This window comes from Actinoplanes sp. TFC3 (genome assembly GCF_001553785.1).
In the GTDB taxonomy this organism is placed as follows: Bacteria; Actinomycetota; Actinomycetes; order Mycobacteriales; family Micromonosporaceae; genus Actinoplanes.
Window position 1 is genome coordinate 94,780 of the sequence record NZ_LOJP01000014.1, and the last position, 23,560, is coordinate 118,339.

General features: G+C 70.4%; 23 protein-coding genes. 17 read left to right on the forward strand and 6 right to left on the reverse strand.

Features of this window, described 5'->3' with window-relative positions:
• Positions 1 to 189 precede the first annotated feature (189 nt).
• The gene (gene fliQ / locus TFC3_RS34335; protein ID WP_067510539.1) at positions 190 to 459 is read left to right on the forward strand and encodes a flagellar biosynthesis protein FliQ; all 270 of its coding nucleotides are present in this window, start codon (positions 190 to 192) and stop codon (positions 457 to 459) included.
• Positions 460 to 464: 5 nt separating this feature from the next.
• Here the strand turns inward: fliQ and TFC3_RS34330 are convergent, their stop codons facing one another.
• A complete protein-coding gene (locus tag TFC3_RS34330; RefSeq protein ID WP_067510489.1) occupies positions 465 to 1,754 on the reverse strand; it encodes a hypothetical protein in 1,290 nt (429 codons plus the stop codon).
• A gap of 223 nt (positions 1,755 to 1,977) precedes the next feature.
• Here TFC3_RS34330 and TFC3_RS34325 point away from each other — a divergent pair, with 223 nt between their 5' ends.
• Entirely contained in the window at positions 1,978 to 2,631 is a 654-nt protein-coding gene (locus tag TFC3_RS34325; protein WP_067510474.1) for a transglycosylase SLT domain-containing protein, read from the forward strand.
• 4 nt (positions 2,632 to 2,635) lie between these two features.
• Here the strand turns inward: TFC3_RS34325 and TFC3_RS34320 are convergent, their stop codons facing one another.
• The 3 genes from TFC3_RS34320 to TFC3_RS34310 are packed head-to-tail and all read right to left on the reverse strand — an operon-like array spanning position 2,636 to position 5,195.
• Positions 2,636 to 3,181, reverse strand: a complete 546-nt coding sequence (locus TFC3_RS34320; protein WP_236718637.1) for a GerMN domain-containing protein — start codon at positions 3,179 to 3,181, stop codon at positions 2,636 to 2,638.
• Positions 3,178 to 4,521 (reverse strand): cell wall metabolism sensor histidine kinase WalK, encoded by a 1,344-nt coding sequence (locus tag TFC3_RS34315; RefSeq protein ID WP_067510491.1) that lies wholly within the window; start codon positions 4,519 to 4,521, stop codon positions 3,178 to 3,180. The genes TFC3_RS34320 and TFC3_RS34315 overlap by 4 nt, the downstream gene beginning before the upstream one ends.
• Positions 4,518 to 5,195, reverse strand: a complete 678-nt coding sequence (locus tag TFC3_RS34310; protein ID WP_067510493.1) for a response regulator transcription factor — start codon at positions 5,193 to 5,195, stop codon at positions 4,518 to 4,520. The genes TFC3_RS34315 and TFC3_RS34310 overlap by 4 nt, the downstream gene beginning before the upstream one ends.
• A 122-nt stretch (positions 5,196 to 5,317) precedes the next feature.
• On the opposite strand from TFC3_RS34310, the gene TFC3_RS38395 reads away from it, so the two are divergent.
• The 5 genes from TFC3_RS38395 to TFC3_RS34285 all read left to right on the forward strand — a co-directional run bounded on the left by TFC3_RS38395 (position 5,318) and on the right by TFC3_RS34285 (position 9,774).
• A complete protein-coding gene (locus TFC3_RS38395; RefSeq protein WP_161952737.1) occupies positions 5,318 to 5,611 on the forward strand; it encodes an STAS domain-containing protein in 294 nt (97 codons plus the stop codon).
• Complete coding sequence (locus tag TFC3_RS34300; RefSeq protein ID WP_067510466.1) at positions 5,608 to 6,012, forward strand: STAS domain-containing protein; 405 nt, start codon at positions 5,608 to 5,610, stop codon at positions 6,010 to 6,012. Before TFC3_RS38395 ends, TFC3_RS34300 begins: the two co-directional genes overlap by 4 nt.
• A gap of 203 nt (positions 6,013 to 6,215) precedes the next feature.
• Complete coding sequence (locus tag TFC3_RS34295) at positions 6,216 to 6,857, forward strand: TetR/AcrR family transcriptional regulator (protein ID WP_236718636.1); 642 nt, start codon at positions 6,216 to 6,218, stop codon at positions 6,855 to 6,857.
• 17 nt (positions 6,858 to 6,874) lie between these two features.
• Positions 6,875 to 9,064, forward strand: a complete 2,190-nt coding sequence (locus tag TFC3_RS34290) for an MMPL family transporter (RefSeq protein WP_067510462.1) — start codon at positions 6,875 to 6,877, stop codon at positions 9,062 to 9,064.
• 23 nt (positions 9,065 to 9,087) lie between these two features.
• The gene (locus TFC3_RS34285; protein WP_369819736.1) at positions 9,088 to 9,774 is read left to right on the forward strand and encodes a GNAT family N-acetyltransferase; all 687 of its coding nucleotides are present in this window, start codon (positions 9,088 to 9,090) and stop codon (positions 9,772 to 9,774) included.
• Here the strand turns inward: TFC3_RS34285 and TFC3_RS34280 are convergent.
• On the reverse strand, positions 9,758 to 10,531 hold the full coding sequence (locus TFC3_RS34280) for an IclR family transcriptional regulator C-terminal domain-containing protein (protein WP_236718635.1): 774 nt from the start codon (positions 10,529 to 10,531) through the stop codon (positions 9,758 to 9,760). The two genes, TFC3_RS34285 and TFC3_RS34280, sit on opposite strands and share 17 nt — an antisense overlap.
• Positions 10,532 to 10,685: 154 nt before the next feature.
• On the opposite strand from TFC3_RS34280, the gene TFC3_RS34275 reads away from it, so the two are divergent.
• The 6 genes from TFC3_RS34275 (at position 10,686) to TFC3_RS34250 (ending at position 15,906) form a co-directional block, all read left to right on the forward strand.
• Positions 10,686 to 11,642: an ABC transporter substrate-binding protein gene (locus TFC3_RS34275; RefSeq protein ID WP_067510460.1), complete on the forward strand. Its 957-nt coding sequence runs from the start codon at positions 10,686 to 10,688 to the stop codon at positions 11,640 to 11,642.
• Entirely contained in the window at positions 11,642 to 12,397 is a 756-nt protein-coding gene (locus TFC3_RS34270; protein ID WP_067510531.1) for an ABC transporter permease, read from the forward strand. The genes TFC3_RS34275 and TFC3_RS34270 overlap by 1 nt, the downstream gene beginning before the upstream one ends.
• Positions 12,394 to 13,161 (forward strand): ABC transporter permease, encoded by a 768-nt coding sequence (locus TFC3_RS40270; protein ID WP_067510494.1) that lies wholly within the window; start codon positions 12,394 to 12,396, stop codon positions 13,159 to 13,161. The genes TFC3_RS34270 and TFC3_RS40270 overlap by 4 nt, the downstream gene beginning before the upstream one ends.
• Positions 13,162 to 13,170: 9 nt before the next feature.
• Positions 13,171 to 13,962: an ABC transporter ATP-binding protein gene (locus TFC3_RS34260; RefSeq protein ID WP_067510456.1), complete on the forward strand. Its 792-nt coding sequence runs from the start codon at positions 13,171 to 13,173 to the stop codon at positions 13,960 to 13,962.
• Between the two features lie 7 nt (positions 13,963 to 13,969).
• Positions 13,970 to 15,103, forward strand: coding sequence for a hypothetical protein (locus tag TFC3_RS34255; RefSeq protein ID WP_067510454.1), 1,134 nt, complete (start codon positions 13,970 to 13,972; stop codon positions 15,101 to 15,103).
• Between the two features lie 164 nt (positions 15,104 to 15,267).
• The gene (locus TFC3_RS34250) at positions 15,268 to 15,906 is read left to right on the forward strand and encodes a 4a-hydroxytetrahydrobiopterin dehydratase (protein ID WP_067510452.1); all 639 of its coding nucleotides are present in this window, start codon (positions 15,268 to 15,270) and stop codon (positions 15,904 to 15,906) included.
• A gap of 71 nt (positions 15,907 to 15,977) precedes the next feature.
• Here TFC3_RS34250 and TFC3_RS34245 read toward each other — a convergent pair whose 3' ends face one another.
• Complete coding sequence (locus TFC3_RS34245) at positions 15,978 to 17,438, reverse strand: aldehyde dehydrogenase family protein (RefSeq protein WP_067510450.1); 1,461 nt, start codon at positions 17,436 to 17,438, stop codon at positions 15,978 to 15,980.
• A gap of 190 nt (positions 17,439 to 17,628) precedes the next feature.
• On the opposite strand from TFC3_RS34245, the gene TFC3_RS34240 reads away from it, so the two are divergent.
• The 4 genes from TFC3_RS34240 (at position 17,629) to lysS (ending at position 23,555) form a co-directional block, all read left to right on the forward strand.
• Complete coding sequence (locus tag TFC3_RS34240; RefSeq protein ID WP_067510497.1) at positions 17,629 to 18,699, forward strand: LacI family DNA-binding transcriptional regulator; 1,071 nt, start codon at positions 17,629 to 17,631, stop codon at positions 18,697 to 18,699.
• Between the two features lie 195 nt (positions 18,700 to 18,894).
• The gene (locus tag TFC3_RS34235; RefSeq protein WP_236718634.1) at positions 18,895 to 20,934 is read left to right on the forward strand and encodes a carbohydrate-binding module family 20 domain-containing protein; all 2,040 of its coding nucleotides are present in this window, start codon (positions 18,895 to 18,897) and stop codon (positions 20,932 to 20,934) included.
• A gap of 174 nt (positions 20,935 to 21,108) precedes the next feature.
• Positions 21,109 to 21,480: a hypothetical protein gene (locus tag TFC3_RS34230; protein ID WP_067510444.1), complete on the forward strand. Its 372-nt coding sequence runs from the start codon at positions 21,109 to 21,111 to the stop codon at positions 21,478 to 21,480.
• Between the two features lie 353 nt (positions 21,481 to 21,833).
• Positions 21,834 to 23,555 (forward strand): lysine--tRNA ligase, encoded by a 1,722-nt coding sequence (gene lysS, locus TFC3_RS34225; protein ID WP_067510529.1) that lies wholly within the window; start codon positions 21,834 to 21,836, stop codon positions 23,553 to 23,555.
• Positions 23,556 to 23,560: the final 5 nt, after the last annotated feature.

Consider the following 23,560-nt stretch of genomic DNA (forward strand, 5'->3'; position numbering starts at 1 on the left):
CGGAGGCCGCCGTTTCGCACCCAAGTTCGCGGCCCGGCCGCCGAAGGGGTTGTCACAGGCGCACCACCGACCCCGCTACCGGGCAGGGCTCACGGGAGTGCACTCGCGGCTTGAGGATTCCGGCGGTTGCGAACCGGAATGCAACCGTCCTGCACTCCACGGGAGTGCCGGGTGGCCGAACAGGCGGGTATGACCGACACACAGATCGTGGAGCTGGGCCTGCAGGCGATGACGATCGCGGCCAAGATGTGCGCGCCGGTGCTCATCACGGCGCTGGTGATCGGTTTCGCCATCTCGCTGTTCCAGTCGGTGACCCAGATTCAGGAAGCGACGCTCTCGTTCGTCCCCAAGGCCGCCGGGGTGGGCGCCGCCATCCTGTTCTCGGGCAACTGGATGCTGCACGAGATGGTCACCTACACCACCCAGCTGTTCGAGCGCATCCCCGACCTGATCTCGTAGGGTCGTCAAGCAGCCGTACCCGCCGCTTTGACCAGTGCGACCGTCTGCTCGATGGTGGCCGCGCGGTCGGCGGCGAACGCGTCGTCGATCAGCACCAGCGGGTCGACCGGATAGACCAGCGCGGAGATGTGCAGGTGCCCGCCCGCGATGTCGGTGGCCCCAAGCTCCAGCCGCAGCCGGTTGGAGCGGTACATGCTCTCGTTCGAGAGGTAGTTCCCGCCGCCCCCGGACTGCGCCTGCCCACCCGCCGACGGGCCGTTCGCGGTGCACGTCACCGGGCCGGTGGGCCGGGTACCGGCGGCCCATTCGCAGATCTGGCGGTTGAGCGCGACCGGCCATGGGCCGGTGCCCGCGTCGATCATCGCCTGGTAGGGCAGCGTGGTTTCGATGAACTCCGGGGCCGGCGACGGCTGCGGCCAGCGCGGCGCCGGCGGGACCAGCTCGGCCGCACCCTCGTTGTTGTTGTCCGGGGACCCGCCGCGCCACGCGCCGGCCCACTGCTCGATGTTCATCACGCCGCGGTTGCCCTGGCTGATCGTCATGATCAGATCGGCGCGCTCGCGGGCGTGCCGGGTCAGGTGCGGGCCGAACGCGTCCTCCACGACGCCGGCGTCGAAGCCGCTCCAGGTCACCGGGAACACCACCGCCTGCACCCGTACCGTGCGCCCGCCCGAGCGGTAGGTCAGACCGTCGAGCTGCAGTGCGGACGCACCGGAGGGGTTCGAGCGCCGGATCTCATTGTTGAGCTGGTACGGGTCGAAGCCGCTGACCAGCACCTTGGTGACCCCGCGCCCGAAGCCGGTGGAGGTGATGCCGCGCGCCGCATACTCGTAGGCCTTGAGCAGCCCGGCCCGCTCGGCGCCGGTGACGGCGAACCGCGGCGCCCACTGCCGGATGTCCCGGGTGCCCAGCAACCTCGTCCAGTAGAGCGGCCGGTCGTCGTACCGCTCGATCGTGCCCATCTGGATCCGGCCCTGCGCCCGCGCCACGGCCGTGCGCCACAACTGCGCTCCCTGCCGTTGCAGCACGCGTTCCGCAGCGCTCACGGACCGGGCGTGACACAGAGCCTGACGCAAAGCCCGGGGGTACGCCGTGAAGCCGCCCTGCTCGACCAGCTCATAGGGCACCCGCGTCCCACCGGGCAGCGCCGGCGTCTCGATCCGGCTCTCCTCATAGGTGACGGGCAGCGAGCTGTCGACGCACCGGGAAGCGGCCCCCGCGGCCTGCGGTGTGCCGAGCAACGCGGCGGCGCCCAGCGTGACAACAGCGGCGAGTCTGGCGGCGAGCGGACGCATCGGTGCCTCCCCTGGAATCGACGCCCATCACTATAGCTGGCGCAACCCGGACGACAGCCCGGCCGCCACCGTGACGATGCCCGCCCACACCATGGGCTGCGGTGCCGCTCACCGGGGCGATGCCGGTGAGCAGCGCCTGATCGTCTCCGCGAGGCCGCGCGCCGGATCGGGCAGCTCGGCGTGCTGTAAGGTGCCCGAGTCGCAACGATGAAGGGGCCCGCGCGTGGATCGACTGTGGAGCAAAATCGGCGTCCGTGCCACGTCGGTGGGCCTGCTCGTGGCCGGTGGGGTGGGCGGTCTCTACGTCGGTCAGGCCCACGACGAGCCACCGCAGCAGCCGGTGAGCGACGCCACGACCCTGGCCTTGCGCTCCGACGTTGACGAGATGGTGCTGCTGCGAGCCCGGCAGAACCAGCACGCCGCCGCCCGCTCGCTGCAACGCGAAGCCGTGAACGAGGCGGGCGAGAAGGCGGCGATCGAGGCGCAGTCGGCTGCCAAGAAGGCCCGCACCTCGGAGAAGCGGAAAATTGCCGCGAAGAGGGCCGGTACGGTCGAGATCCCGGGCAACTGCAACGCCTACAGCGGCAACAAGGCGATCGGCTGCGCGCTGGTGCTGCAGAGCGGCTTCGGGATCTCCCAGATGCCGTGCCTGAGCAACTTGTGGGACAAGGAGAGCGGCTGGAACCCCAAGGCCGCGAACCCGAGCGGGGCGTACGGCATCCCGCAGGCGTTGCCGGGCAGCAAGATGAGCTCGGCGGGCTCGGACTGGCGGACCAACCCGGCGACCCAGATCAAGTGGGGCCTGGGCTACATCAAGGGTCGCTACAGCACCCCCTGCGGCGCGTGGTCGTACTTCCAGGCACACGGCAACTACTGATCGTTCATAGCAGTCCGTTGTAGTCGGCGATGGTGAGCGGCTCGTCGGCCAGCGACCCGTCCGCGCGCGGTACGGCCAGGGGCTGACCGTTGGCTTCGAACGACACCGTGCCGACCTCGGTCTGCGAGGTCAGGGTGCACACGATCTGGGCGAAGCCGAGCACGTCGTCGCTGCGCACCAACTGGTCGGGCGGATCGGCGATGCTGACCGTCGCCCGGTGGTCGGCCAGCCGCAGGCCGGTCACCGACATGGTCGACAACGCGCTGGTCAGACCGGCCGCGGCCTCATCGGCGGTGGGGCCTGCCAGCAGCGCGGTCAAGCTCTGGTGCGGTCCGAGCAGAGCCGGGACCCTCCGCGGTACGCGCACAAGCCGGCCGTCGCGTACCAGGTAGAGCCGCAGCACCGCCGTACCGGCCTGATCCGGGGCGGTGCTGCCCGGGGCGTTGAGCACCCCGGGGGTCTCAATGGCGCGGGGCTCGTCGTCCAGCGGCACTCCGCACCCGGCCAGCGCCAGCACGGCGGCCACGAGCACGGCGACCAGCCGGGTCACGGCGCACACTCCGGCAGCTCGACCCGGAACCGCGCGCCACCGCCCGGCCGGTCGTGCACCGAGGCGGTGCCGCCGTGCGCGGCCGCGTGCTGGGCGACCAGGGCCAGCCCCAGCCCGGTGCCCGCCGAGTCGGCCCGGGCGTTCGCCGAGCGCCCCCGCACGAACCGGTCGAAGATCACCGGCTTGTCGTCCGGGCTGACCCCCGGCCCCTCGTCGTCCACCTCGATGCGACCCGTGGAAGCGGTCAGTGCCAGGCGTACGGCAACCGCGCCCCCGCCGAACGCCTGCGCATTCTCCAGCAGGTTGCCCATCAGCTGGCCGACCCGCCCGCGATCCACGCACCACGTGGCCGGGCCGCTGAGCGTCACGATGTCCGGGCTGATCCGGTGGTCGCGGCACACCCGGCGGGCCAGCTCGGGCAGGTCGACCGGGGCGCGGGTGGCCGGGCGGTCGCCGCGCGACAGCTCCAGCAGATCGTTCACCAGGTGCTGGAACCGGGCGATCTCGTCGGTGATCAGGCCCGCCGCGGTGGCCGTGCGGGCGTCGAGCTGGTCGCGGCGGCGTTCCAGCACGCTGGCCGCGTTCGCCAGGGTCTGCAACGGTGAGCGCAGCTCGTGGCTGACGTCGGCGGCGAAGCGGCGGTCGCGTTCCAGGCGGGCCTGCAGCTCGTCGACCATGTGGTTGAACGAGGTGGTGAGCCGGGCCAGATCGGGCTCGGCGGCCGGGTCGAGCCGGTACTTACCCGCGCCGCCGGCGATCTCCTGCGCCGCGTCGGCCACCCGGGTCAGCGGGCGCAGCACGTAGCGGCTCGCGTACCAGCCGAGCAGGGCGCCCAGCGCGGCCACGCTCACCCCCACCGCCGTCAGCACCGCCGTCAGCACCCCGAGCGTGTGGTCGAGTTCCTGCAGCGAGTCGACCTCGTAGAACACCGCGGTGGGCGAGAGCGGCACGGCGACCACGAGGGCGGCGCGGCCCTCGGCTCGTACCCGTTGCACCGAGGGTATGCCGTCGCCCGCCTCGCGTTGCAGGGCAACGGGAATGGCGTCGGTGACCCCGGTGTCGGCCTGGCGCGAATACCATTCGCCGTCGCGGTACAGCACCGCGCGGCGGCTGTCCCCGGTGTCCAATGTGCGCAGCAGGCTGCCGACCTCCTGCGAACCGAGCCCGGACCACACGATCGCCGCGTCGTAGTAGGCCGCGCGCACCGCCGTGCGTTCCCGCTCGCTGAGCAGCGACTGCCGGATCACCTGGAACGACACGAGCGCCAAGGTGGCCGACAGCGCGAGGGCGCCGGCAGCGAAGCCGGCGATGACCCGTACCCGCAATCCGGCCTTCTTCATCGTTGCAGCTTGTAGCCGAGGCCGCGGACGGTCACCAGGTGCTTCGGTGCCCCCGAGCCGTCCTCGATTTTCTGGCGCAGCCGGCCCACATGCACGTCGACCAGGCGCTCATCGCCGCCGTCGTAACCCCACACCCGCTGCAGCAACTGCTGGCGCGACAGGACACGGCCGGGGTGCTCACCCAACTCGCAGAGGAGCTGGAATTCGGTGCGGGTGACCGCCACCGCCTCGCCGTGCAGCCGCACCTCGCCGGCCTCGGGCGAGATCTCCAGATCGCCGAAGCGCAGCACCGGCGGCTCGTCGGCCAGTGCCACCCGGGCCCGCCGGCGCAACGCCCGCAGCCGGGCCGTCAGCTCCTTGACCGCCACCGGCTTGACCAGGTAGTCGTCGGCGCCCGCCTCCAGCGCCGCCACGATGTCATGGGTGTCGTCACGGGCGCTGATCACCACGATCGGCACGTCATCGCTGCGGCGCAACTGCCGGATGCACTCGAAGCCGTCGACGCCGGGCAGCATCAGGTCCACCAGCACCGTGTCGGCCGGCTGGCGGCGTTGTGCGGCGAGCCCCTCCTCGGCGGTGGGTGCACCGCTGGCCGCGTACCCCTCATCCTCCAGCGCTAGCACCAGGGAGAGCCGGATGCGGTCGTCGTCCTCGATCACCAGCACGGCTGACATGCCCCCAGTCTTGCCGGGCGGGACGGCCAACGGCGAATCCGGCCCCGGTCGCCGGGACACTTGTCACGCAACCGTCACATGGATGCGCAGGGCTTGCCACACGGCGCGGCCACCCTTGGGTGGTGCACCCTCAGGAGACGACTGTCGTGGTCACGGAGGCGCTGGACGGCGCCGCCGTGGAACGGTGGCGCCCCCGGCTGAGCGCGGCAGCGGCGCTGCGCCCGGCCCGGCTCGTGGTGGACCTGCGCCGCAGCCCGCGCATCGACGCCGCGGCCATCGGCCTGCTGCTGCAGTTGCACCGCGACTTGATGCGCACCGACGGCCGGCTCACCCTGCGGGCGCCGGTGGACCGGGTCCGCAGAATGCTCGGCCTGGCTCGCGTCGACCACGTCCTCGAGGTGGAGGAGGCCCGATGAACCGCTCTGAAGCCGCCGCCCGCGGTGCCGCCGGTCGCAGTGCCGCGGTGGTGCGCGCCCGCGCCGGGTGCGACTTGCGCCGGGAACTGCACAGCGCCGTCGACACCCATTCGCACGTGGTGGTCGACCTCGCCGAGGTGCCCACGCTCGACGACGCGATGCTCGGTCAGTTGGTCCGCGCGCACCGCAACGCCCGCCGCCGCGGTGGCATGGTGTGCCTGGCCGCGCCCTCCCGCGTGGTGATCACCGTGCTGCACACCATGCACGTGGACGGGCTGTTCCCCATGTTCGACGACTGCGGCGCGGCGCTGGAGTTCTTGGCGGAACCCGGCGAGCGCTCGGTCGACGGCGGTGAGGGCCGGCCGAGGAGCGGTGTCCAACTCGGCGTGGCGGGCCGGTAGCACGCCCGGCTGCACGCCGAGCTGGCCCGCAGCCAGGCCGAGGCCGAGGATGCCGCAACCCACGACTGCCCGACTGGGCTGGCCAACCGGGCCTTGCTCAAGACCAGCGCCGAGGCCCTGCCGGGCACTACCTGTCCGCCCAAACGCCGCGCGCACGCCATCACGTAGAGCCCCGGGACCGCAGTGACCACCATTCCGCGCCTTTGCGGACCAAAATGGTCGGCGAAGGACTAACTTGGTCCGTATGCGGCGGGGCCACCCGAGCGGAAATCGACGATGCGATCATCGACCACGCCGCTGAGCTGTTTGCCCGGCACGGCTACAAGGAAACCTCCGTGCAACGCATCGCCGACGCCACCGGCTACTCCAAGACCGGCCTGCTGCACCGCTTCGCCAGCAAGGAAGCCCTGTGGGCGGCCGTGGTCGAGCGCTGCACCGCTACCGTGCGTGAGGTGTCGGCCTCCGCTGCCGCGGTTCCGCCCGGCCCGGCGCGTGACCTGGCCGTGCTGCGCGCCCTCGCCGACGTCTCGCTGCGCCACCGTGGGTTTATCGCGCTGATATTGAGTGCATTCAGCCAGCTGACCGAGCCCGGCGAATCGGCACTGCTCGACGAGATCGGGGCCGCGCTGCTCGCCGCGTTCGGCCTCCAGCCCACCGGCAGCGCACCGGCCCGCCCCGCACCGACCCGCCCCGAGGTGCTGCGGCTCGCGCGGGTGACCGGCGCGCTCGGAGCGCTGGCGGTCACCGCGCTCGGGCTGCGCAACCTTCCCCCCGACAATGTGCGCGAGCACCTTGTCACCGTGAGCTACGACGCGCTGGGGCATCCGCACCCGGCCGGGCACTGAGAGGACACACCTGAGTCATGGCTACCTTTCTGCACCAACTCGGGCTGGGGGCGTTCCGGCACCGGATCGTGGTCACGGCCGTCTGGTTCCTGGTGCTGCTGGCCACCGGCGTGGGGGCAGTGACGCTGGCCGGCAAGACGGTCAACTCGTTCAGCATCCCGGGTCAGGAGTCCAGCACGGCGCTCACCCTGATCGACAAGCGCTTCGGCTCCGGCGCCAACGGCGCTACCGCCCAGGTGGTGATGGCCGCCCCGACCGGCGCCAAAGTCACCGACCGGGCCAACGCGGCCAAGGTCGCGGCGCTGGTCGCTCAGCTCGCCAAGCTGCCCGGCGTGGCCGGCGCCTCCAACCCGCTGGACCCCAAGTCCGCGACGGTGTCGGCTGACCAGGCCGCGGCGTACAGCACGGTGACCTACCCGGTGGAGGCGGCGCAGATCACCGACGAGCAGCGCGCTGCCCTGCACGACGCGGTCGCCGCGGCCGGGGCGAGCGGGCTGACCGTCGAGGTCAGCGGGGAGGCCAGCCAGGAGAACGCCGCCGACATCGGGGGGCCGGCCGAGCTTCTCGGTGTGGTCGTGGCGCTGCTGGTGCTGGCGCTGACCTACGGCTCGCTGGTGACTGCCGGGATGAACCTGATCACCGCGATCGTGGGGGTCGGCATCGGCGCGCTGGGCATCACCACCCTCAGCGGCTTCGTCGACCTGCAGTCCACCACCCCGATCCTGGCCGTCATGCTCGGGCTGGCCGTGGGCATCGACTACGCGCTGTTCATCGTTACGCGCCACCGGCAGGAGCTGCGGCAAGGACGTACGCCCGAAGCCGCCGCCGCGCTGGCTGTGGGCACCGCTGGCTCCGCCGTGGTCACCGCGGGCATCACGGTGGTGATCGCGCTGGCCGGCCTGGCCATCGCCGGGATCCCGTTCCTGACCGAGATGGGTCTGGCCGCCGCCGGCACCATCGTGGTGGCCGTGCTGGTCGCGGTCACGCTGGTCCCGGCCGTGCTCGGCTTCATCGGCCGCCGCGCGCTGCCCCGCAAGTTGCGGGCCCCCGGCGCCCTCGAGGCCGCCGCCGCGCCGGCCACCGAGGGGCGGGGCTTCTACCGGGGCTGGGGTGCCACGGTCACCCGGCACCGGGTGCTGAGCCTGCTGGGCGCTGTGGCCGTACTCGCGGTCATCGCTGTTCCGTTCTTCTCCATGCGCACCTCCCTGATCCAGCCGCCCGCCGCCGGCAGCACCCAGGCCAAGGCGGACGCCCTGATCGCGAAGCACTTCGGTCCCGGCTTCTCCGGCCCGCTGCTGGTGCTGGTCGACGGGACCGGCGCCCCGCAGCGCGCCACCACGATCGCCGCCGGCGTGCAGAAGCTGCCCGGCGTCGCGGTGGTGGCCCCGCCCACGCCCAACCAGAACGGCTCGGCCGCGCTGCTCACCGTCATCCCGGCCTCCGAACCCGACAGCGCCGAGACAGTCGACCTCGTGCACGCCATGCGCGACTCCTTCCACGGCGAGAGGGGCGTGTACGTCACCGGCCAGACCGCGATCAGCGTCGACGTGTCGCAGAAGCTGGACGACGCCCTGCCGCGCTACCTGATCCTGGTCGTCGGGCTGGCGCTGCTGCTGCTCATCCTGGTGTTCCGCTCGGTGCTGGTGCCGGTGGTCGGCGTGCTCGGCTTCCTGCTCACCATCGGTTCGGCGCTGGGCGCCACCACTGCGGTGTTCCAGTGGGGCTGGCTGCAGCAGATCGTGAACGCCGAGACCACCGGGCCGCTGCTGAGCCTCTCGCCGATCATCGTCATCGGCATCCTGTTCGGCCTGGCCATGGACTACCAGGTCTTCCTGGTCTCGCGGATGCACGAGGCGCACGCGCACGGCGCCAGCCCCCGCGACGCGGTGGTCACCGGCTTCCGCCAGGCCGCCCCGGTCGTGGTGGCCGCGGCGACCATCATGTTCGCGGTTTTCGCCGGCTTCGTGCCCGAGGGCAACGACACCATCAAGCCGATCGCGTTCGCGCTGGCCATCGGCATCCTGTTCGACGCCCTCATCGTGCGCATGATCGCGGTGCCGGCGGCGCTGAGCCTGCTCGGGCGCTCCGGCTGGTGGCTGCCGTCGTGGCTGCAGTGGCTACCGGTGCTCGACGTCGAGGGTGCGGCCCTGGAACGCGAGGCGCGCCCGGCCGCCGGCACCCCGGCCCCGGAACCCGCGCACCGCTGAGCGGCAGGGTAACCGGCGGGGCGATGACGGGGGCGGAGACCGAGGCCACGCGGCAGGGCTGCGACAAGATCCGGTTGTACACCAACGAGGTGATGACTGAGAATTTCGCGTACTACGCGCAGCCGGGCTACGGCGCGCGTACCTCAGGAAGCGGGGGACCGGGGATGATCAAGACTGAGCGGTTGCTGCTGCGGCCGTTGACGAGCGCGGACACCGAGGCGTTGCTGGAGTACCGCGGGCGCGAGGATGTCTGCCGGTACGTGCCGTTCGAGCCGATGACCGCCGAGGTCATCGCGCACCGGCTGGCCACCCAGTGGGCCACCACCGAACTCACCGACGAGGGCCAGGCGCTGACGCTGGGCGCCGAGATCACGGCCACCGGGGAGCTGGCCGGGGACGTGGTGCTGTTCTGGCGCAGCCGCGAGCACCGCGGCGGCGAGCTCGGGTACGTGTTCAACCCCCGCTTCGCTGGTCAGGGCTACGCCACCGAGGCGGCCTGGGCGCTGCTCGCGCTGGCCTTCGACGAGCTGGGCCTGCACCGGGTCATCGCACGCCTGGACGAGCGCAACGAAGCCTCGGCGAAGGTGGCGCGCCGGCTCGGGATGCGCCTGGAGGCCCGGCTGGTCAGCAACGAGTTGTTCAAGGGCGAATGGTCCACCGAGCTGGACTTTGCCATCCTGCACGAGGAGTGGCTCAGCCCGGGGTCGTGACTCGCAGGTCGGCGTCGATTGCCGCCGTGGTGGCCAGCAGCCGCGGCAGCAGGGCGTGCATCTCGGCCACCGAAGTACGGCTGGCGTGCACCGAGATGTTCACCGCGGCCACGACCGCGCCGCTGCGGTCGTGCACCGGCGCCGCCATCGAGCGCAGCCCCTCCTCGAGTTCCTGGTCGACCAGGGCCCAGCCCTGCTCGCGCACGGCGGTCAGCTCCGCGGCCAGCGCCGGTGCCGAGGTGATGGTGCGCTCGGTGAGCCGGTGCAGGGCAACCCGGTCGAGGAACGCGGCGACCTCGGCGTCGGGCAGGTGGGCGATCAAGGCCCGGCCCATGGACGTCGCGTACGCCGGGAAGCGCGTCCCCACGTTGATCGCCACGGTCATGATGCGGCGCGTGGGCACCCGGGCCACGTAGACGATGTCGTCGCCGTCGAGCACCGACAGCGACGAGGACTCGTGCACGTCGGCGGCCAGGCTCTCCAGGTGCGGCTGGGCCACCTCGGGCAGCGACAGGCTGGACAGGAACGCGTACCCCAATTCGAGCACCCGCGGCGTCAGCGAGAACATCCGGCCATCGGTGCGTACGAACCCCAGGTCGCTCAGCGTCAGCAGGAACCGGCGGGCGGCGGCCCGGGTCAGCCCGCACAGCCGGGCGACCTCGCTGAGCGTGAGCTCGCGGTGGTGGGCGTCGAACGCGCGGATCACGGCCAGCCCGCGTTCCAGCGACTGCACGAAGTACGGCTCCCGACCCGGCACCGGCGTCCTCCCACGGTCGCTCACAACCCTCGCCGCGGCCCGGATCCGGCGCGGCCTGCCATCGAAGTCGATCATTGACGTGACCCACGCCACAGTCTTACGTTCTCTTGGTGAACTTACGTGCGTTGTGCGCACAACTCCAGGAGGGTCGCCCATGCGACGCATGCTGACCGCGCTGGTCGTTCTCGTCCTCGCCGGTGCCGCAGCCGGGTGCAGCTCCTCGGCCGGCCCCGATTCCTCCGGCGGCGTCGACCGCGTCAAGGTCGGCGTGATCCCGATCGTCGACGTCGCACCGATCTATCTCGGACAGCAGCGCGGCTTCTTCGGCTCCCGCAAGATCGAGCTGAGCATGGAGAGCGGCCAGGGCGGCGCGGTGATCGTGCCCGGCGTGGTCAGCGGGCAGTTCCAGTTCGGGTTCAGCAACCTGACCTCGCTGCTGATCGCGCAGACCAAGAACGTGCCGGTCAAGGCGGTGGCGGCCGGGGTCGCGTCGACCGGGCAGGCCGGCAAGGACTTCGGCGGCGTGGCGGTGCGCGGGGACAGCCCGATCAAGGACGCCGCGGGGCTGGCCGGCCAGAAAATAGCTGTCAACACCCTCAAGAACATCGGCGACACCACGGTACGGGAGTCCGTGCGCAAAGCCGGCGGTGACCCGGCCACCATCTCGTTCGTGGAGATCCCGTTCGCGAACATGCCCGCCGCGGTGCAGAACGGCCAGGTCGACGCGGCCTGGGTGGTCGAGCCGTCGCTGTCGCAGATCACCGCGGCGGGGGGCCGGGTGGTCGCCTGGAACTACGTCGACGCGGCGCCGGAGCTCACCGTGGCCGCCTACTTCACCTCCACCAAGCTGGCCGCGGACAACCCCGGCCTGGTCAAACGCTTCACCGAGGCGATCACCGAGTCGCTGACCTACGCCGGCGCCCATCCCGACGAGGTCCGGGCCGCGCTGGCCACGTACACCAAAATCGATCCGAAGCTGCGGGAGACGCTGACGCTGCCGGAATGGCCCGCGCAGATCAACCGGGCGTCGGTGCAGGCGCTTGCCGATCTGGGCGCGCGGGACGGCATCTTCGGTACGGCCTCGCCGGACCTGACCAAGATCCTGCCGTGATGCTGCGCCTGTCCGGGCTGGCCGGGCTGCTCGGGCTCGCCGAACTGCTGCCCCGGCTCGGGCTGGTTGACGACGACTATCTGCCACCGGCCTCCCGCATTGTCGCAGCGCTGGCCGCCGAGGCCCGCACGGCGGCGTTCTGGACAGCGGTCGGTGACACGCTGACGGCATGGGCGATCGGATTGGTCATCGCTTGCACGCTCGGCGTCGCGGCCGGGGTGCTGATCGGCGCCGTCCCGGTCCTGCGGACATGGACGGCGTCGACCATCGAGTTCCTTCGCCCGATCCCGTCCGTCGCGCTCATCCCGCTCGCCGTGCTGCTCTACGGCACCGGGCTCGGATCCACGCTGCTGCTCGTGGTGTACGCCGCGTTCTGGCAAGTACTCGTGCAAGTACTGCACGGCGTGGCCGATGTGGACCCCGTTGCCGAGGAAACCGCGCGTAGCTTCCGGTTCAGCGCCTGGGCCCGGGTGCGGCACGTGCTGTGGCCGACCGCGCTGCCGTACGTGTTCACCGGGCTGCGCCTGGCCGCCGCTGTCGCGCTCGTGCTCGCCGTCACCGCCGAACTGGTCATCGGTGCGCCCGGACTCGGCTCGGTCATCGCGGTCGCGCAGAGCTCCGGGGCGATCGCCACCATGGACGCGCTCATCGTGGTCACCGGGCTGCTCGGCGTCGCCATCAACCTCGGCGCCCGGCTGGCCGAACGCCGGCTGCTGTCCTGGCACCAATCCGTGCGCGGGGAGGTGGCCGGGTGATCCGCCGGTTCCTGACGGTTCTTGCGCTGCCGGTAACGCTTTTCCTCTTCTGGTACGTCGCCAGCCGCACCAGTGAAAGTTTCTATGCCCCGCCGCTGCGGACCATCCTCGTCGCCTTCGGGGACACGTGGACCTGGCCGCGCCTGCGAGCCGACGTGCTGCCCAGCCTGGGGCGGCTGGCGGCGGGCTATCTCCTGGCGGCACTGCTGGGTGTGGGCCTGGGCATCGCGGTGGGGGCGAGCCGGCGGTTGCGGGCTGCGGCCGAGCCGGTGCTGGAGTTCTTCCGCGCGGTGCCGCCGCCCGTGCTCGTACCGGTGATCATGGTGTTTGCCGGGATCGGGAACGCCATGAAGGTCATCGTGATCGTGTCCGGGTGCGTGTGGCCGATTCTGCTCAACACGGTCGAGGGCGTGCGGGCGGTGGACGCGGTGCTCAGCGACACGAGCCGGGCCTACGGCATCACCGGGTTCGCCCGGCTGCGCTACTTGCTGCTGCCCGGTGCCGCACCGCAGATCATCACCGGGCTGCGCCAGGCGCTGTCGCTGGCGATCATCCTCATGGTGATCAGCGAGATGGTCGCCGCCAGCAACGGACTGGGCTTCACCATCGTGCAGTTCCAGCGCAGCTTCGCCATCCCGCAGATGTGGAGCGGCATCATCGTGCTGGGGTTGCTCGGATTCGTGCTGTCGGAACTGTTCCGGCTCGGCGAACGGTTCGCGCTCGGCTGGTACCACGGTCGCCGCGAGGCGCAGCGACGCTCCTAGGAGGAACCCATGCTCGAGGTCAGCGGGCTGCGCAAGGTGTACCGCTCGCAGCGGCGCGAGGTCGAGGCGATACGCGATCTGACATTCACTGTGGACGATGGTGAACTGGTCTGCGTGGTCGGCCCGTCGGGCTGCGGGAAAACCACATTGCTGCGCTGCGTCGCCGGATTGCTCGGCCCCACCGGGGGAGCAGTGCGTCTGGCCGGAAATGCGGTAACCGGCCCGCCGCCGGGAATGGCAGTCGTTTTCCAGGAGTACGGCCGCAGCTTGTTTCCCTGGCTGAGCGTGCACGACAACGTGGACCTGCCACTGCGGCAGAAACGGGTGCCCAGGCCGCGGCGGGCCGCATTGGTGTCCGAGGCGTTGACCGCTGTGGGATTGGACGGCACGCAGCAGTCCAACCCGTGGCAACTGTCCGGTGGGATGCAGCAGCGGGTGGCCATTGCGCGGGCGGTCGCGTACGAGCCCAGCGTGCTGCTGATGGACGAGCCGTTCGCCGCTGTTGACGCGCAGACCCGCGCCGAGCTGGAGGACCTGGTCCGCGCGTTGTGGCAGCGTCTGGGCGTGACGATCCTGTTCGTCACCCACGACATCGACGAGGCGGTGTACCTGGGTCAGCGGGTGCTCGTGCTGTCCGCGTCGCCGACCGTGGTGCAGGACGAATTGCTGGTGGACCTGCCCGCCGCGCGCGATCAGTTGCACACCCGCGCCGATGCGCGCTTCACCGCTCTGCGGGCGCGGGTCTACGAACAGATACAGGCGGCGAAAGGAGCGCAACCAAATACCGCCATCAGTAGTTGATCAAGACGTGCGACTATTTTCCGTTCCCGTCCTGGCCCTGACGGCCGCCGTTTCGCTGCTGCCGGCGCCAGCCTCAGCGGCGCCCTCGATTGCTTCGCGCTCCAGCGCCGCCCCGGAATTCAATTCCACGGTGTGGGCGCTGGCTTTTCGTGGGGATGTCATCTATGCCGGGGGCTCTTTCACGCAGGTGAAGTCCCACGGGAAAACGTACACGCGCAAACGACTGGCCGCGTTCTCCGCCCGTACCGGCGCATTGTTGCCCTGGAATCCCACCGCCAACGGCACCGTGCGCTCGCTGGCCGTCACCTCCTCGGGCCCTCAGGCCATCTACGCCGCAGGCGACTTCGACGAGATCAACGGCCTGCGCCGCGACTCGATCGCGCGGTTCGACGCCTCGACCGGCAAGCTCGCCGCGTTCTCGCACAAGGTCTCCGGCGAGGTGAGCACGCTGGCCATCGGTAACGGCCGGGTGTACGCCGCCGGCTCGTTCAAGTCCGTGGACGGCACCACCCGCAACAACCTGGTCGCGTTCCGGCACACCACCGGCGCCCTCGACCGCTCCTTCCACCCGTCGGTCGACAGCCGCATCCGCGCGCTCGCCGCCGCCGGCACCCGGCTGTACCTGGGCGGCGACTTCCACAAGGTCAACGGCTCGCCCGCGCGCCGCCTCGCCGCCGTCGCCACCGCCAACGGCCGCCTGGTCAAGGGCTTCAAGCCCGCCGCCCCGGCCACCGTCATGGACGTCGCCATCTCGCCGAGCGGCATCAGCGTCTCCAGCGGCGGCCCGGGTGGGCGCGCGGCCGGCTACACCGCGACGGGCAAGGTCCGCTGGACCCACCTGTTCGACGGCGACGTGCACAACCTGGCAGTGCTGGGCTCCACCACGTACGTCGGCGGGCACTTCGACCGCGCCTGCAAATCCACCAGCACCATCAAGCAGCTTGGCTGCCCGGCCGGCTACGCCTCCCGGGTCAAGCTGGCCGCGCTGGACAGCAACGGCAAGCTGACCGCGTGGGACCCGCGGCTCAACGGCAAGGTCGGCGTGCAGGTGCTGACCGCCGGCAACGGCAAGGTCGCCGCCGGTGGCGCGTTCACTGCCGTGGGCGGGAGCAGCCGGGAGCGGTTCGCCCTGTTCGGCTGAGCGGATCACCGCCGGTGGTGGGAGGGTGCGGGCAGATGACGCCATCGCGTCCTCCCACTGCGCTCTGAGCCGCCCGTGAACGAGCGGCCCGCTGGGCGCTTCAACCGGGTCGTGTTCGTGGCCTTGGGGATGGTGCTGATCGTCGCCGGTGGGACGATGACGGTATGGCCCGACTGAGCGCACAGCAGATAGCCGACGAAAAACTGGACGGGTGGGCGTACCTGATGAACAGCCTGCGCACCCGCGTGCCCACCCCCGACTTCGCCGCCGGGCTCGCCCTGGTCAACGCCCTGGGCGAGGCAGCCGAGCGGGCCGACCACCACCCCGACCTCGACCTGCGCTACACCCACGTGGACATCCGCCTCACCAGCCACGACACCGGCGCGGTAACCGGGCGCGACATCCGCATGGCCCGCACCATCTCCACGCTGATCGCCGAGGCCGGCCTCACCTGCGAGTGCGCGGGTCTCACCCAGGTCGAATTTGGTCTCGACACCCCCGCGCACGCCGCGATCTCCCCGTTCTGGGCGGCGATCCTGCGCGGCGAGGCGCACGGCAACGACGTACGCGACCCGCACGGCATGGTCGCGACGCTCTGGTTCCAGCAGTCCGGTTCCGAGGAGCCCCGCCAGCACTGGCACCCGGACATCTGGGTGGACCCGGCGCAGGCTCAGCCGCGCATCGACGCGGCGCTCGCGGCCGGCGGCACCCTGGTCAGCGATGCCGAGGCGCCGAGTTTCTGGGTGCTCGCCGACCCCGACGGCAACAAGGCATGCATCTGCACCTGGCAGAACCGGGCCTAGATTCTGTTTCGCAGGGGATGGCCGGCCAGCGGCGCCTGGCCGGTGGACGCCCATGGTGATGGACTGAGCTTTCAGAACGGGAACTTCTTGGGGCGCTGCTGAAGGGTTATCCAGCGCAGGTCGGTGAACGCCTCCAGGCCGGCGCGCCCACCGAACCGGCCGTAGCCCGAGGCGCCGACGCCACCGAACGGGGCAGTGGGATCGTCGTCCACGGACTGGTCGTTGACGTGGGCGATGCCGGTGCGCAGGCGGCGGGCCACGCCCAGGCCGCGCGAGAGGTCGCGGGTCAGCACGCCGGCGGTCAGGCCGTACGGGCTGTCGTTGGCCACCGCCACCGCTTCGTCATCGCCGTCGACGCTGAGCACGGTGCAGACCGGGCCGAAGATCTCCTCGGTGTGGATGCGCATCCCCGCTGTGACGGCGGACAGGACTGTTGCGGGGTAATGGGAACCTGTGGGCGTACCCCCGCCGGAAAGCACGTGGGCGCCGCCGGCTGCCGCGTCGTCGACCAGAGCGGCCACCCGCCCGGCCGCTGCGGGGTTGATCAGCGGGCCGATCACCGTACGCGGATCGGCCGGATCGCCGGACGGTAGCGCCTTGGCCTTGTCCGCCAGGCGCGCGGCGAACTCGGCGGCCAGCGACCGGTCCACCAGCACCCGGTCGGCCGACATGCAGATCTGCCCGGAATTGAGGTAGGCGCCGAACGCCACCGCATCGACCGCATACTCCAGGTCGGCGTCGTCGAGTACCAGCACCGCATTCTTTCCGCCCAGCTCCAGCACTGCCGGGGTCAGGTGCCGCGCGGCGAGTTCGCCGATGATGCGGCCCACCGTCGTCGAACCCGTGAAATTGACCCGCCGTACGCGCGGATCGGCGATCAGCGCCTGCGCCACCGGCGCCGCGTCGGCCGGGTCGTTGGTGATGACGTTGAGCGCCCCCGGCGGCAGGCCGGCGTCGCGCAGCACGTCGGCCAGGAACAGCGCGCAGGCCAGCGGCGCGTCCTCGCTGGCCTTGACCACCACGGTGTTGCCCGCGGCCAGGGGAGCGGCGATGGCGCGGGTGCCGAGGATGAGCGGTGCGTTCCAGGGTGCGAACGCGGCGACCACTCCCGCGGGCTGGCGCACGGCCAGCGAGAGGGCGTCCGGGTTGTCGCCCGCGAGCACCTCGCCGACCGGCAACGTGGTCAGGGCGGCGGCCTCGCGCAGCATCGCGGCGGCCAGGCCCACGTTGAACATCGACCAGGCCAGCGTGCCCCCGGTCTCACCGGCCATCAGCGTGGCTGCTTCGGTGGCTCGGGCTTCGAGCAGGTCGCCGGCCTGGGCGAGGACCTTGCGGCGCTGTGCGGGCGGGGCCGAGGACCAGATGGGGAATGCTTGGCTGGCGGCGTCGACCGCGCGCTTGACGTCTTGCGGGCCGGCGGCGGCGACGCGGGCGAGCAGATGGCCGTTGTGCGGGTTGCGATCCTCGGTGGTGCGCCCGTCCGCGGCCGGGACGTCCTCGCCGCCGATGAGCAGGAAACGGTCGACCGGCATGGCGCAGCCTCCCTGATCACGGTCTTTCGGGATGCTCTCTGATGTTCGGGATGCGAACACCGGTACGCATCCCGGCGCTGGCGAAAACGCTATCGCCGTCGCTGAAGCCGGTCAATGTCGCGGTGATGTTCCAAGCCATGGAGACCCTTGCACCTCTCCGCAAGAGTTTCCAGGGTCTACAGTGACGCCCATGCGCGCACGACTCTCCGACATCGCGCGCCAGGCCGAGGTCAGCGAGGCGACCGTGTCGCGCGTGCTCAACGACCGGCCCGGCGTCTCCGCCGACACCCGCCAGGCGGTGCTGACGGCGCTCGACGTGCTCGGCTACGAACGCCCGGAGCGCTTGCGCAAACGCAGCGCCGGCCTGGTCGGCCTGGTCGTACCCGAGCTGGAGAACCCGATTTTCCCGGCCTTCGCCCAGACCATCGAGTCGGCGCTGAGCCAGTCCGGGTTCACCCCGGTGCTGTGCACCCAGACCCCCGGCGGCGTCACCGAGGATGAGTACGTGGAGATGCTGCTGGACCGCCAGGTCTCCGGCATCGTGTTCGTGTCGGGCCTGCACGCCGACACCACAGCAGATCATGAGCGCTACCGGAAGCTCGTCGACCGCCCCCTGCCCATCGTGCTCATCAACGGCTACGCCGAGGGCCTGGACGCCCCGTTCATCTCCTGCGACGACCGCCTGGCCGCCGAGCTCGCGGTCAACCACCTGGTCGCCCTCGGGCACCGCCGCATCGGTTTCGTCTCCGGCCCCGACCGTTTCCTCAACGTCCAAAGAAAACTCGAGGGCTACCGTACGGCCATGCGCCGCGAACTCGGCCTGCGCGACCGCGAACTCGACGAGCTGGTGGCGCTGACCTTGTTCGGCGTGGAGGGCGGCGAGGTGGCGGCCGGGCAACTCCTGGGCCGAGGGGTGACCGGCCTTGTCTGCGGATCGGACCTGATGGCCCTGGGCGCCATCCGAGCGGCCCGCCGCCGGGGATTGTCGGTGCCGCGGGACGTGTCGGTGGTGGGGTTCGACGACTCGCCGCTGATCGCCTTCACCGCCCCGCCGCTGACGACGCTGCGGCAACCGGTGGCAGCGATGGGGAACGCTGCCATTCGTCAGCTGGTCGATGAGATCAACGGGCACGGGGCGCCGCGGTCGGAGTACGTGTTCTCGCCGGAGCTGGTGGTTCGGGGGTCTACGGCTATCAATGCCGGGGCTCGGGGGAGTGAGGTGGAGCGGGACGCGGAGAGTGTGGGGTCTTCGGCGGCTTGATCGGCGGGGGCGTTGCGCTCTGCTTGCCTGACGCCTGCGCGGTATGCCGGACCTCGGGTTTCCTCACGCCGCATGCCGGCCACGTCGCCCGCACCAGCCTGCCCGGCGATGCATTCCTTCACAATTGGCGCCCGGCGGCGCCATGCGGTGCCTGCCGGGGGAGATTGTTAAGTGGATCTTTGAAAGTTCTTGCGGGTGCTGCTGGGGCTGCGGGCGGGTGCGACCTGGCGGTTCGACGCTTCGATGCGACAGCGGGGTGATCAAGCCTGTAAGAAACATCCGGCAAGATGGGACATTAGCCGCGAGAGCATCGAGGGGTATCGCTTTACCGGTGTGAAACACGCTGCTAACTTCCACGGCACTGCGCAAGAAATTTCAGGCGCAGGGAGATCCGGCGCTTCCCCCGCGTCCCCCTGGAGGCTTCCCATGCGTAACCGGAAGGTCGTTGCCAGCGCGGCGACCGCCATCGTCACCGCTGCGGTCGGCGCATACGGCATCATCGGCGGTGTCACTGCGCCGGCAGCAGCGTCGCTCACCGGCGCCGCGGCGCTTTCGCCAGCGAGCCCGGGTGCGAAGGACACCATCGTTCATCTCTTCGAATGGCCGTGGGCCTCGGTTGCCAGCGAGTGCACCTCCGTCCTGGGCCCCAAGGGCTTCGGTGGCGTGCAGGTCTCCCCGCCGCAGGAACACGTTGTGTTACCCGGCTCCGGTTACCCGTGGTGGCAGGATTATCAGCCGGTCAGCTATCAGCTCACCACGCGCCGGGGTAACCGGACGCAATTCGCAAACATGGTGTCGACATGTCATGCGGCCGGCGTCAAGATTTATGTGGATGCCGTTGTCAATCATATGGCCGGTGGCGGTTCGACGGGTGCGGGCAGCGCCGGTTCGACCTACAGCCACTATGCGTACCCGTCGGTGCCGTACGGCAATGACGATTTTCACCACTGCGGGCGCAACGGTAATGACGATATCGCCAACTATGGTGACCGCTGGGAGGTGCAGAATTGCGAGCTCGTTGACCTCTCCGACCTGAGGACCGAATCAACGTACGTGCGCGGCAAGCTGACGGCGTACCTCAATGATCTGGTTTCCCTGGGGGTCGACGGTTTCCGGGTGGACGCCGCGAAACACATGCCCGCCGCCGACATGTCCGCGTTCATCAACCCGGTTACCGGTGACCCTTACGTGTTCTCCGAGGTTATCGAGGGCGGTAGCGGTGAGCCGGCGCCGCAGGAGTACACCGGGATCGGCGATGTGACGGAATTCCGGTATGGCGATGTGGTGGGGGCAGCGTTCAAGAATGGCAGCCTGTCGAACCTGAACAATGTTCCCAGCTCCATGCTGTTGAGCAGTGGCGACGCGGTCGCTTTCATTGACAATCACGACACCCAGCGCAATGGGCGGGCGACGCTGACCTACAAGGACGGCAGTTCGTACGCGTTGGCCGAAGCCTTTATGATCACCTATCCGTATGGCGTGCCGCAGGTCATGTCGAGCTTCACCTTCAGTAACGCCGACCAGGGGCCGCCTTCATCGAGCAACGGCACGACGAACGCGGTGAGTTGCGGTAGCGGCTGGCAGTGCGAGCACCGGGCGCGTACCACGGCGAACATGGTGGGCCTGCGCAATGCGGCGGCCGGCGCAGCGGTGACGAACTGGTGGAGCAACGGGTCCAATCAGATCGCGTTCGGGCGTGGCAGCAACGCGTATGTGGCGTTCAACCGCTCGGGCTCGGCGCTGACCCGCACCTTCCAGACCTCGCTGCCCGCGGGCACCTACTGCGACGTCATGACCGGCGACTTCACGAACGGCACGTGCGGTGGGACGGCGTACACGGTTGACAGCTCTGGGCAATTCACGGCAACAGTCGGGGCCAACGCGGCGCTCGCTCTGCATATCAATGCCCGGGGCGGAAATGCCAATCCCACCGGGTGTACGACCGCAGCAGTCAACGTGGAAGCCACTGTGACAACCACGTTCGGCCAGAACGTCTTCGTTACCGGTAACACCGCTGCACTGGGTAACTGGGACCCGGCTCAGGCGGTGGCGCTGTCCTCGGCGTCGTACCCGGTATGGAAGGCGACTGTGAACCTGCCGGGCAGCACCTCGGTGCAGTACAAGTACATCAAGAAGGAGGGCTCGACGGTGACGTGGGAGAGCGACCCCAACCGCACCCGGACGACGCCGAATGCAAGCCCTTGCAGCGCCACGTGGGCAGATTCCTGGCGATGAGAGTGACGCTTCTCTCCGGGGCCGGTCGCACAGCCGGTGCGGCCGGCCCCGCTCGCTCACCCGGATGCTGGGCCAGCGCTCATTGATCGTTCTCACTGATCGGCCCCGTTCCGTCGCCGCGACACCCCAGCCGCCGGGCCGGGAGGGGCCGCCTCGACCGCGGGAGGTAAACGCATGCCGGAAATGGACGTCGCTCTCCAGGACTCGATGCAGATCGACGGAGCGATCGGCGTTGCGCTTGTCGACTACACCAGCGGCATGGCGCTGGGCATCGCGGGCGGCACCCCGGAGTTGGACCTGGCGGTGGCGGCGGCCGGCAACACCGATGTGGTCCGGGCCAAGCTGCGGGCCATGGAGATGCTGGGCATCCGCGAGCAGATCGAGGACGTGCTGATCACGCTGGAGACGCAGTACCACCTGATCCGGCCGCTCAAGGGCCGCGCGGGCGAAGGGCTGTTCCTCTACCTGGCGCTGGTGAGGTCGAAGGCCAACCTGGCAATGGCCCGCCACCAGCTCCGGCGCATCGAATCCGGCCTCGACGTCTGAGCCCGTCCTCGGAATATCGACGGTACGCCAGCGCCGAGCTGCCCCGGCATCCATGGTGAGCTGTGGGCCGCGGACGCGAAGATCTACCTCTTCGACTACGCGCGGCACCGGCGCGGCGTGGGGCCGCGCCTGGTCGAGCTGATCGGTGGGGCCGCCGGCCCTGCCTGGTTCGTGGACGTGCGTCGCCGGCTCGGGGAGCATCTCGCCGGGCAGTGGCGAGCCGGCCCTGCATCTGCAACGCAATCCGGTGGGTTGAGGCGCCCCCGTCAGAGCTGAGCCGGGGGTCATGCCCGGACGCGCACCGCGATGCGGGAAAATGGGGGTTGACGAGACGACAGGGGAAGTTGGAGATCGTGGCTGAAGTTGCAGGACCCGTCGACTGGGTGAGCCGGTTCGCCGACGAGGTGATCGCCGCCGCGGAGCCGGGGCGGCCCGTGGTGTGCGCGTCCGGGCTGAGCCCGTCCGGGCCGATCCACCTGGGCAACCTGCGTGAGGTGATGACCCCGCACCTGGTCGCGGACGAGATCCGCCGCCGGGGGCACGAGGTGGTGCACCTGATCTCATGGGACGACTACGACCGGTTCCGCAAGGTGCCGGCCGGGATCCCGCCGGAGTGGGCCGAGCACATCGGCAAGCCGCTGACCGCCGTGCCCGCGCCGCCCGGCAGCCGGTTCCCGAACTGGGCCGAGCACTTCAAGGCCGCGATGATCGACTCGCTCGCCGAGATGGGTGTCGAGTACCGGGGCATCAGCCAGACCGAGATGTACACCTGCGGGGCGTACCGGGACCAGGTTCTTCTGGCCATGCGCGAGCGTGCCCGCATCGACGAGATCCTGGACCGCTACCGCACGAAGGGCCGGCCGGCCAAGGGGCCCAAGCAGAGCCAGAAGCTCGACGAGGCGGAGGCGGCAGCGGCAGCGGCGGCCGAGGAAGGCTCGGGCGCGGCCGACGAGGACGACGGCACCGCGACCACCGGCTACTTCCCCTACAAGCCCTACTGCGGCGAGTGCGGCAAGGATCTGACGACGGTCACGGCCTACGACGACCAGAGCACCGCCATGGCGTACGAGTGCACGCTCGACGGCTTCACCGAGACCGTCCTGCTGTCGGAGTTCAACCGGGGCAAGCTGGTCTGGAAGGTCGACTGGCCGATGCGCTGGGCGTACGAGGGCGTGCTCTTCGAACCCTCGGGCGTCGACCACTCCTCGCCCGGGTCGTCCTTCGTGGTCGGCGGGCAGATCGTCAGCGAGGTGTTCGGCGGACGGCAGCCGATCGGACCGATGTACGCGTTCGTGGGCATCAGCGGCATGGCCAAGATGTCGAGTTCGCGTGGCGCCGTGCCGACCCCGGCCGACGCGCTGGGCATCATGGAGCCGGCCTTGCTGCGCTGGCTGTACGCGCGCCGCCGGCCGAATCAGTCGTTCAAGATCGCGTTCGATGCCGAGATCCAGCGCATGTACGACGAGTGGGACGCCCTGGCGGCCAAGATCGCGGCCGGCACCGCCGCCCCGGCCGACGAGGCCGCCCACGACCGCGCGGTCCGCACGGCGGGCACGACGCTGCCGGTGACGCCGGTGCCGATCGCGTACCGCACCCTCGCCTCGATCGTCGACATCACCACCGGCGACGACGAGCAGACCCTGCGCATCCTGCACGACCTCGACCCGCAGCGGCCGGTGACCGCGCTGGCCGAGGTGCGCCCCCGCCTCGACAAGGCGCAGGTGTGGGTGAACACCCAGATGGACGCCGACGCCCGCACGCAGGTACGCACCGAGCCCGACAAGGAGCTGCTCGCCTCGCTCGAGGAGGACCAGCGCGAATCCCTGCGCCTGCTCGCCGCGGGCCTGACCGGCAACTGGTCGCTGAGCGGGCTCACCACGCTGCTCTACGGGGTGCCCAAGACGATGGCCGGCCTGCCCGCCGACACCAAGCCGACGAACGAGCTCAAGGTCGCCCAGCGCGCGTTCTTCGTGCTGATCTACCGCCTGCTGATCGGCAAGGAGACCGGCCCCCGGCTGCCCACGCTGCTGCTGGCGGTCGGCGCGGACCGGCTGCGCACCCTGATCGGGCAGTAGCCGGA

Excerpts from the sequence above, each read along its gene's own strand:
- fliQ (WP_067510539.1), top strand. The coding sequence starts at position 190 with ATGACCGACACACAGATCGTGGAGCTGGGCCTGCAGGCGATGACGATC.
- TFC3_RS34330 (WP_067510489.1), bottom strand. The coding sequence starts at position 1,754 with ATGCGTCCGCTCGCCGCCAGACTCGCCGCTGTTGTCACGCTGGGCGCC.
- TFC3_RS34315 (WP_067510491.1), bottom strand. The coding sequence starts at position 4,521 with ATGAAGAAGGCCGGATTGCGGGTACGGGTCATCGCCGGCTTCGCTGCC.
- TFC3_RS34310 (WP_067510493.1), bottom strand. The coding sequence starts at position 5,195 with ATGTCAGCCGTGCTGGTGATCGAGGACGACGACCGCATCCGGCTCTCC.
- TFC3_RS34300 (WP_067510466.1), top strand. The coding sequence starts at position 5,608 with ATGAACCGCTCTGAAGCCGCCGCCCGCGGTGCCGCCGGTCGCAGTGCC.
- TFC3_RS34290 (WP_067510462.1), top strand. The coding sequence starts at position 6,875 with ATGGCTACCTTTCTGCACCAACTCGGGCTGGGGGCGTTCCGGCACCGG.
- TFC3_RS34285 (WP_369819736.1), top strand. The coding sequence starts at position 9,088 with ATGACGGGGGCGGAGACCGAGGCCACGCGGCAGGGCTGCGACAAGATC.
- TFC3_RS34275 (WP_067510460.1), top strand. The coding sequence starts at position 10,686 with ATGCGACGCATGCTGACCGCGCTGGTCGTTCTCGTCCTCGCCGGTGCC.
- TFC3_RS34270 (WP_067510531.1), top strand. The coding sequence starts at position 11,642 with ATGCTGCGCCTGTCCGGGCTGGCCGGGCTGCTCGGGCTCGCCGAACTG.
- TFC3_RS34260 (WP_067510456.1), top strand. The coding sequence starts at position 13,171 with ATGCTCGAGGTCAGCGGGCTGCGCAAGGTGTACCGCTCGCAGCGGCGC.
- TFC3_RS34250 (WP_067510452.1), top strand. The coding sequence starts at position 15,268 with ATGGCCCGACTGAGCGCACAGCAGATAGCCGACGAAAAACTGGACGGG.
- TFC3_RS34245 (WP_067510450.1), bottom strand. The coding sequence starts at position 17,438 with ATGCCGGTCGACCGTTTCCTGCTCATCGGCGGCGAGGACGTCCCGGCC.
- TFC3_RS34240 (WP_067510497.1), top strand. The coding sequence starts at position 17,629 with ATGCGCGCACGACTCTCCGACATCGCGCGCCAGGCCGAGGTCAGCGAG.
- TFC3_RS34230 (WP_067510444.1), top strand. The coding sequence starts at position 21,109 with ATGCCGGAAATGGACGTCGCTCTCCAGGACTCGATGCAGATCGACGGA.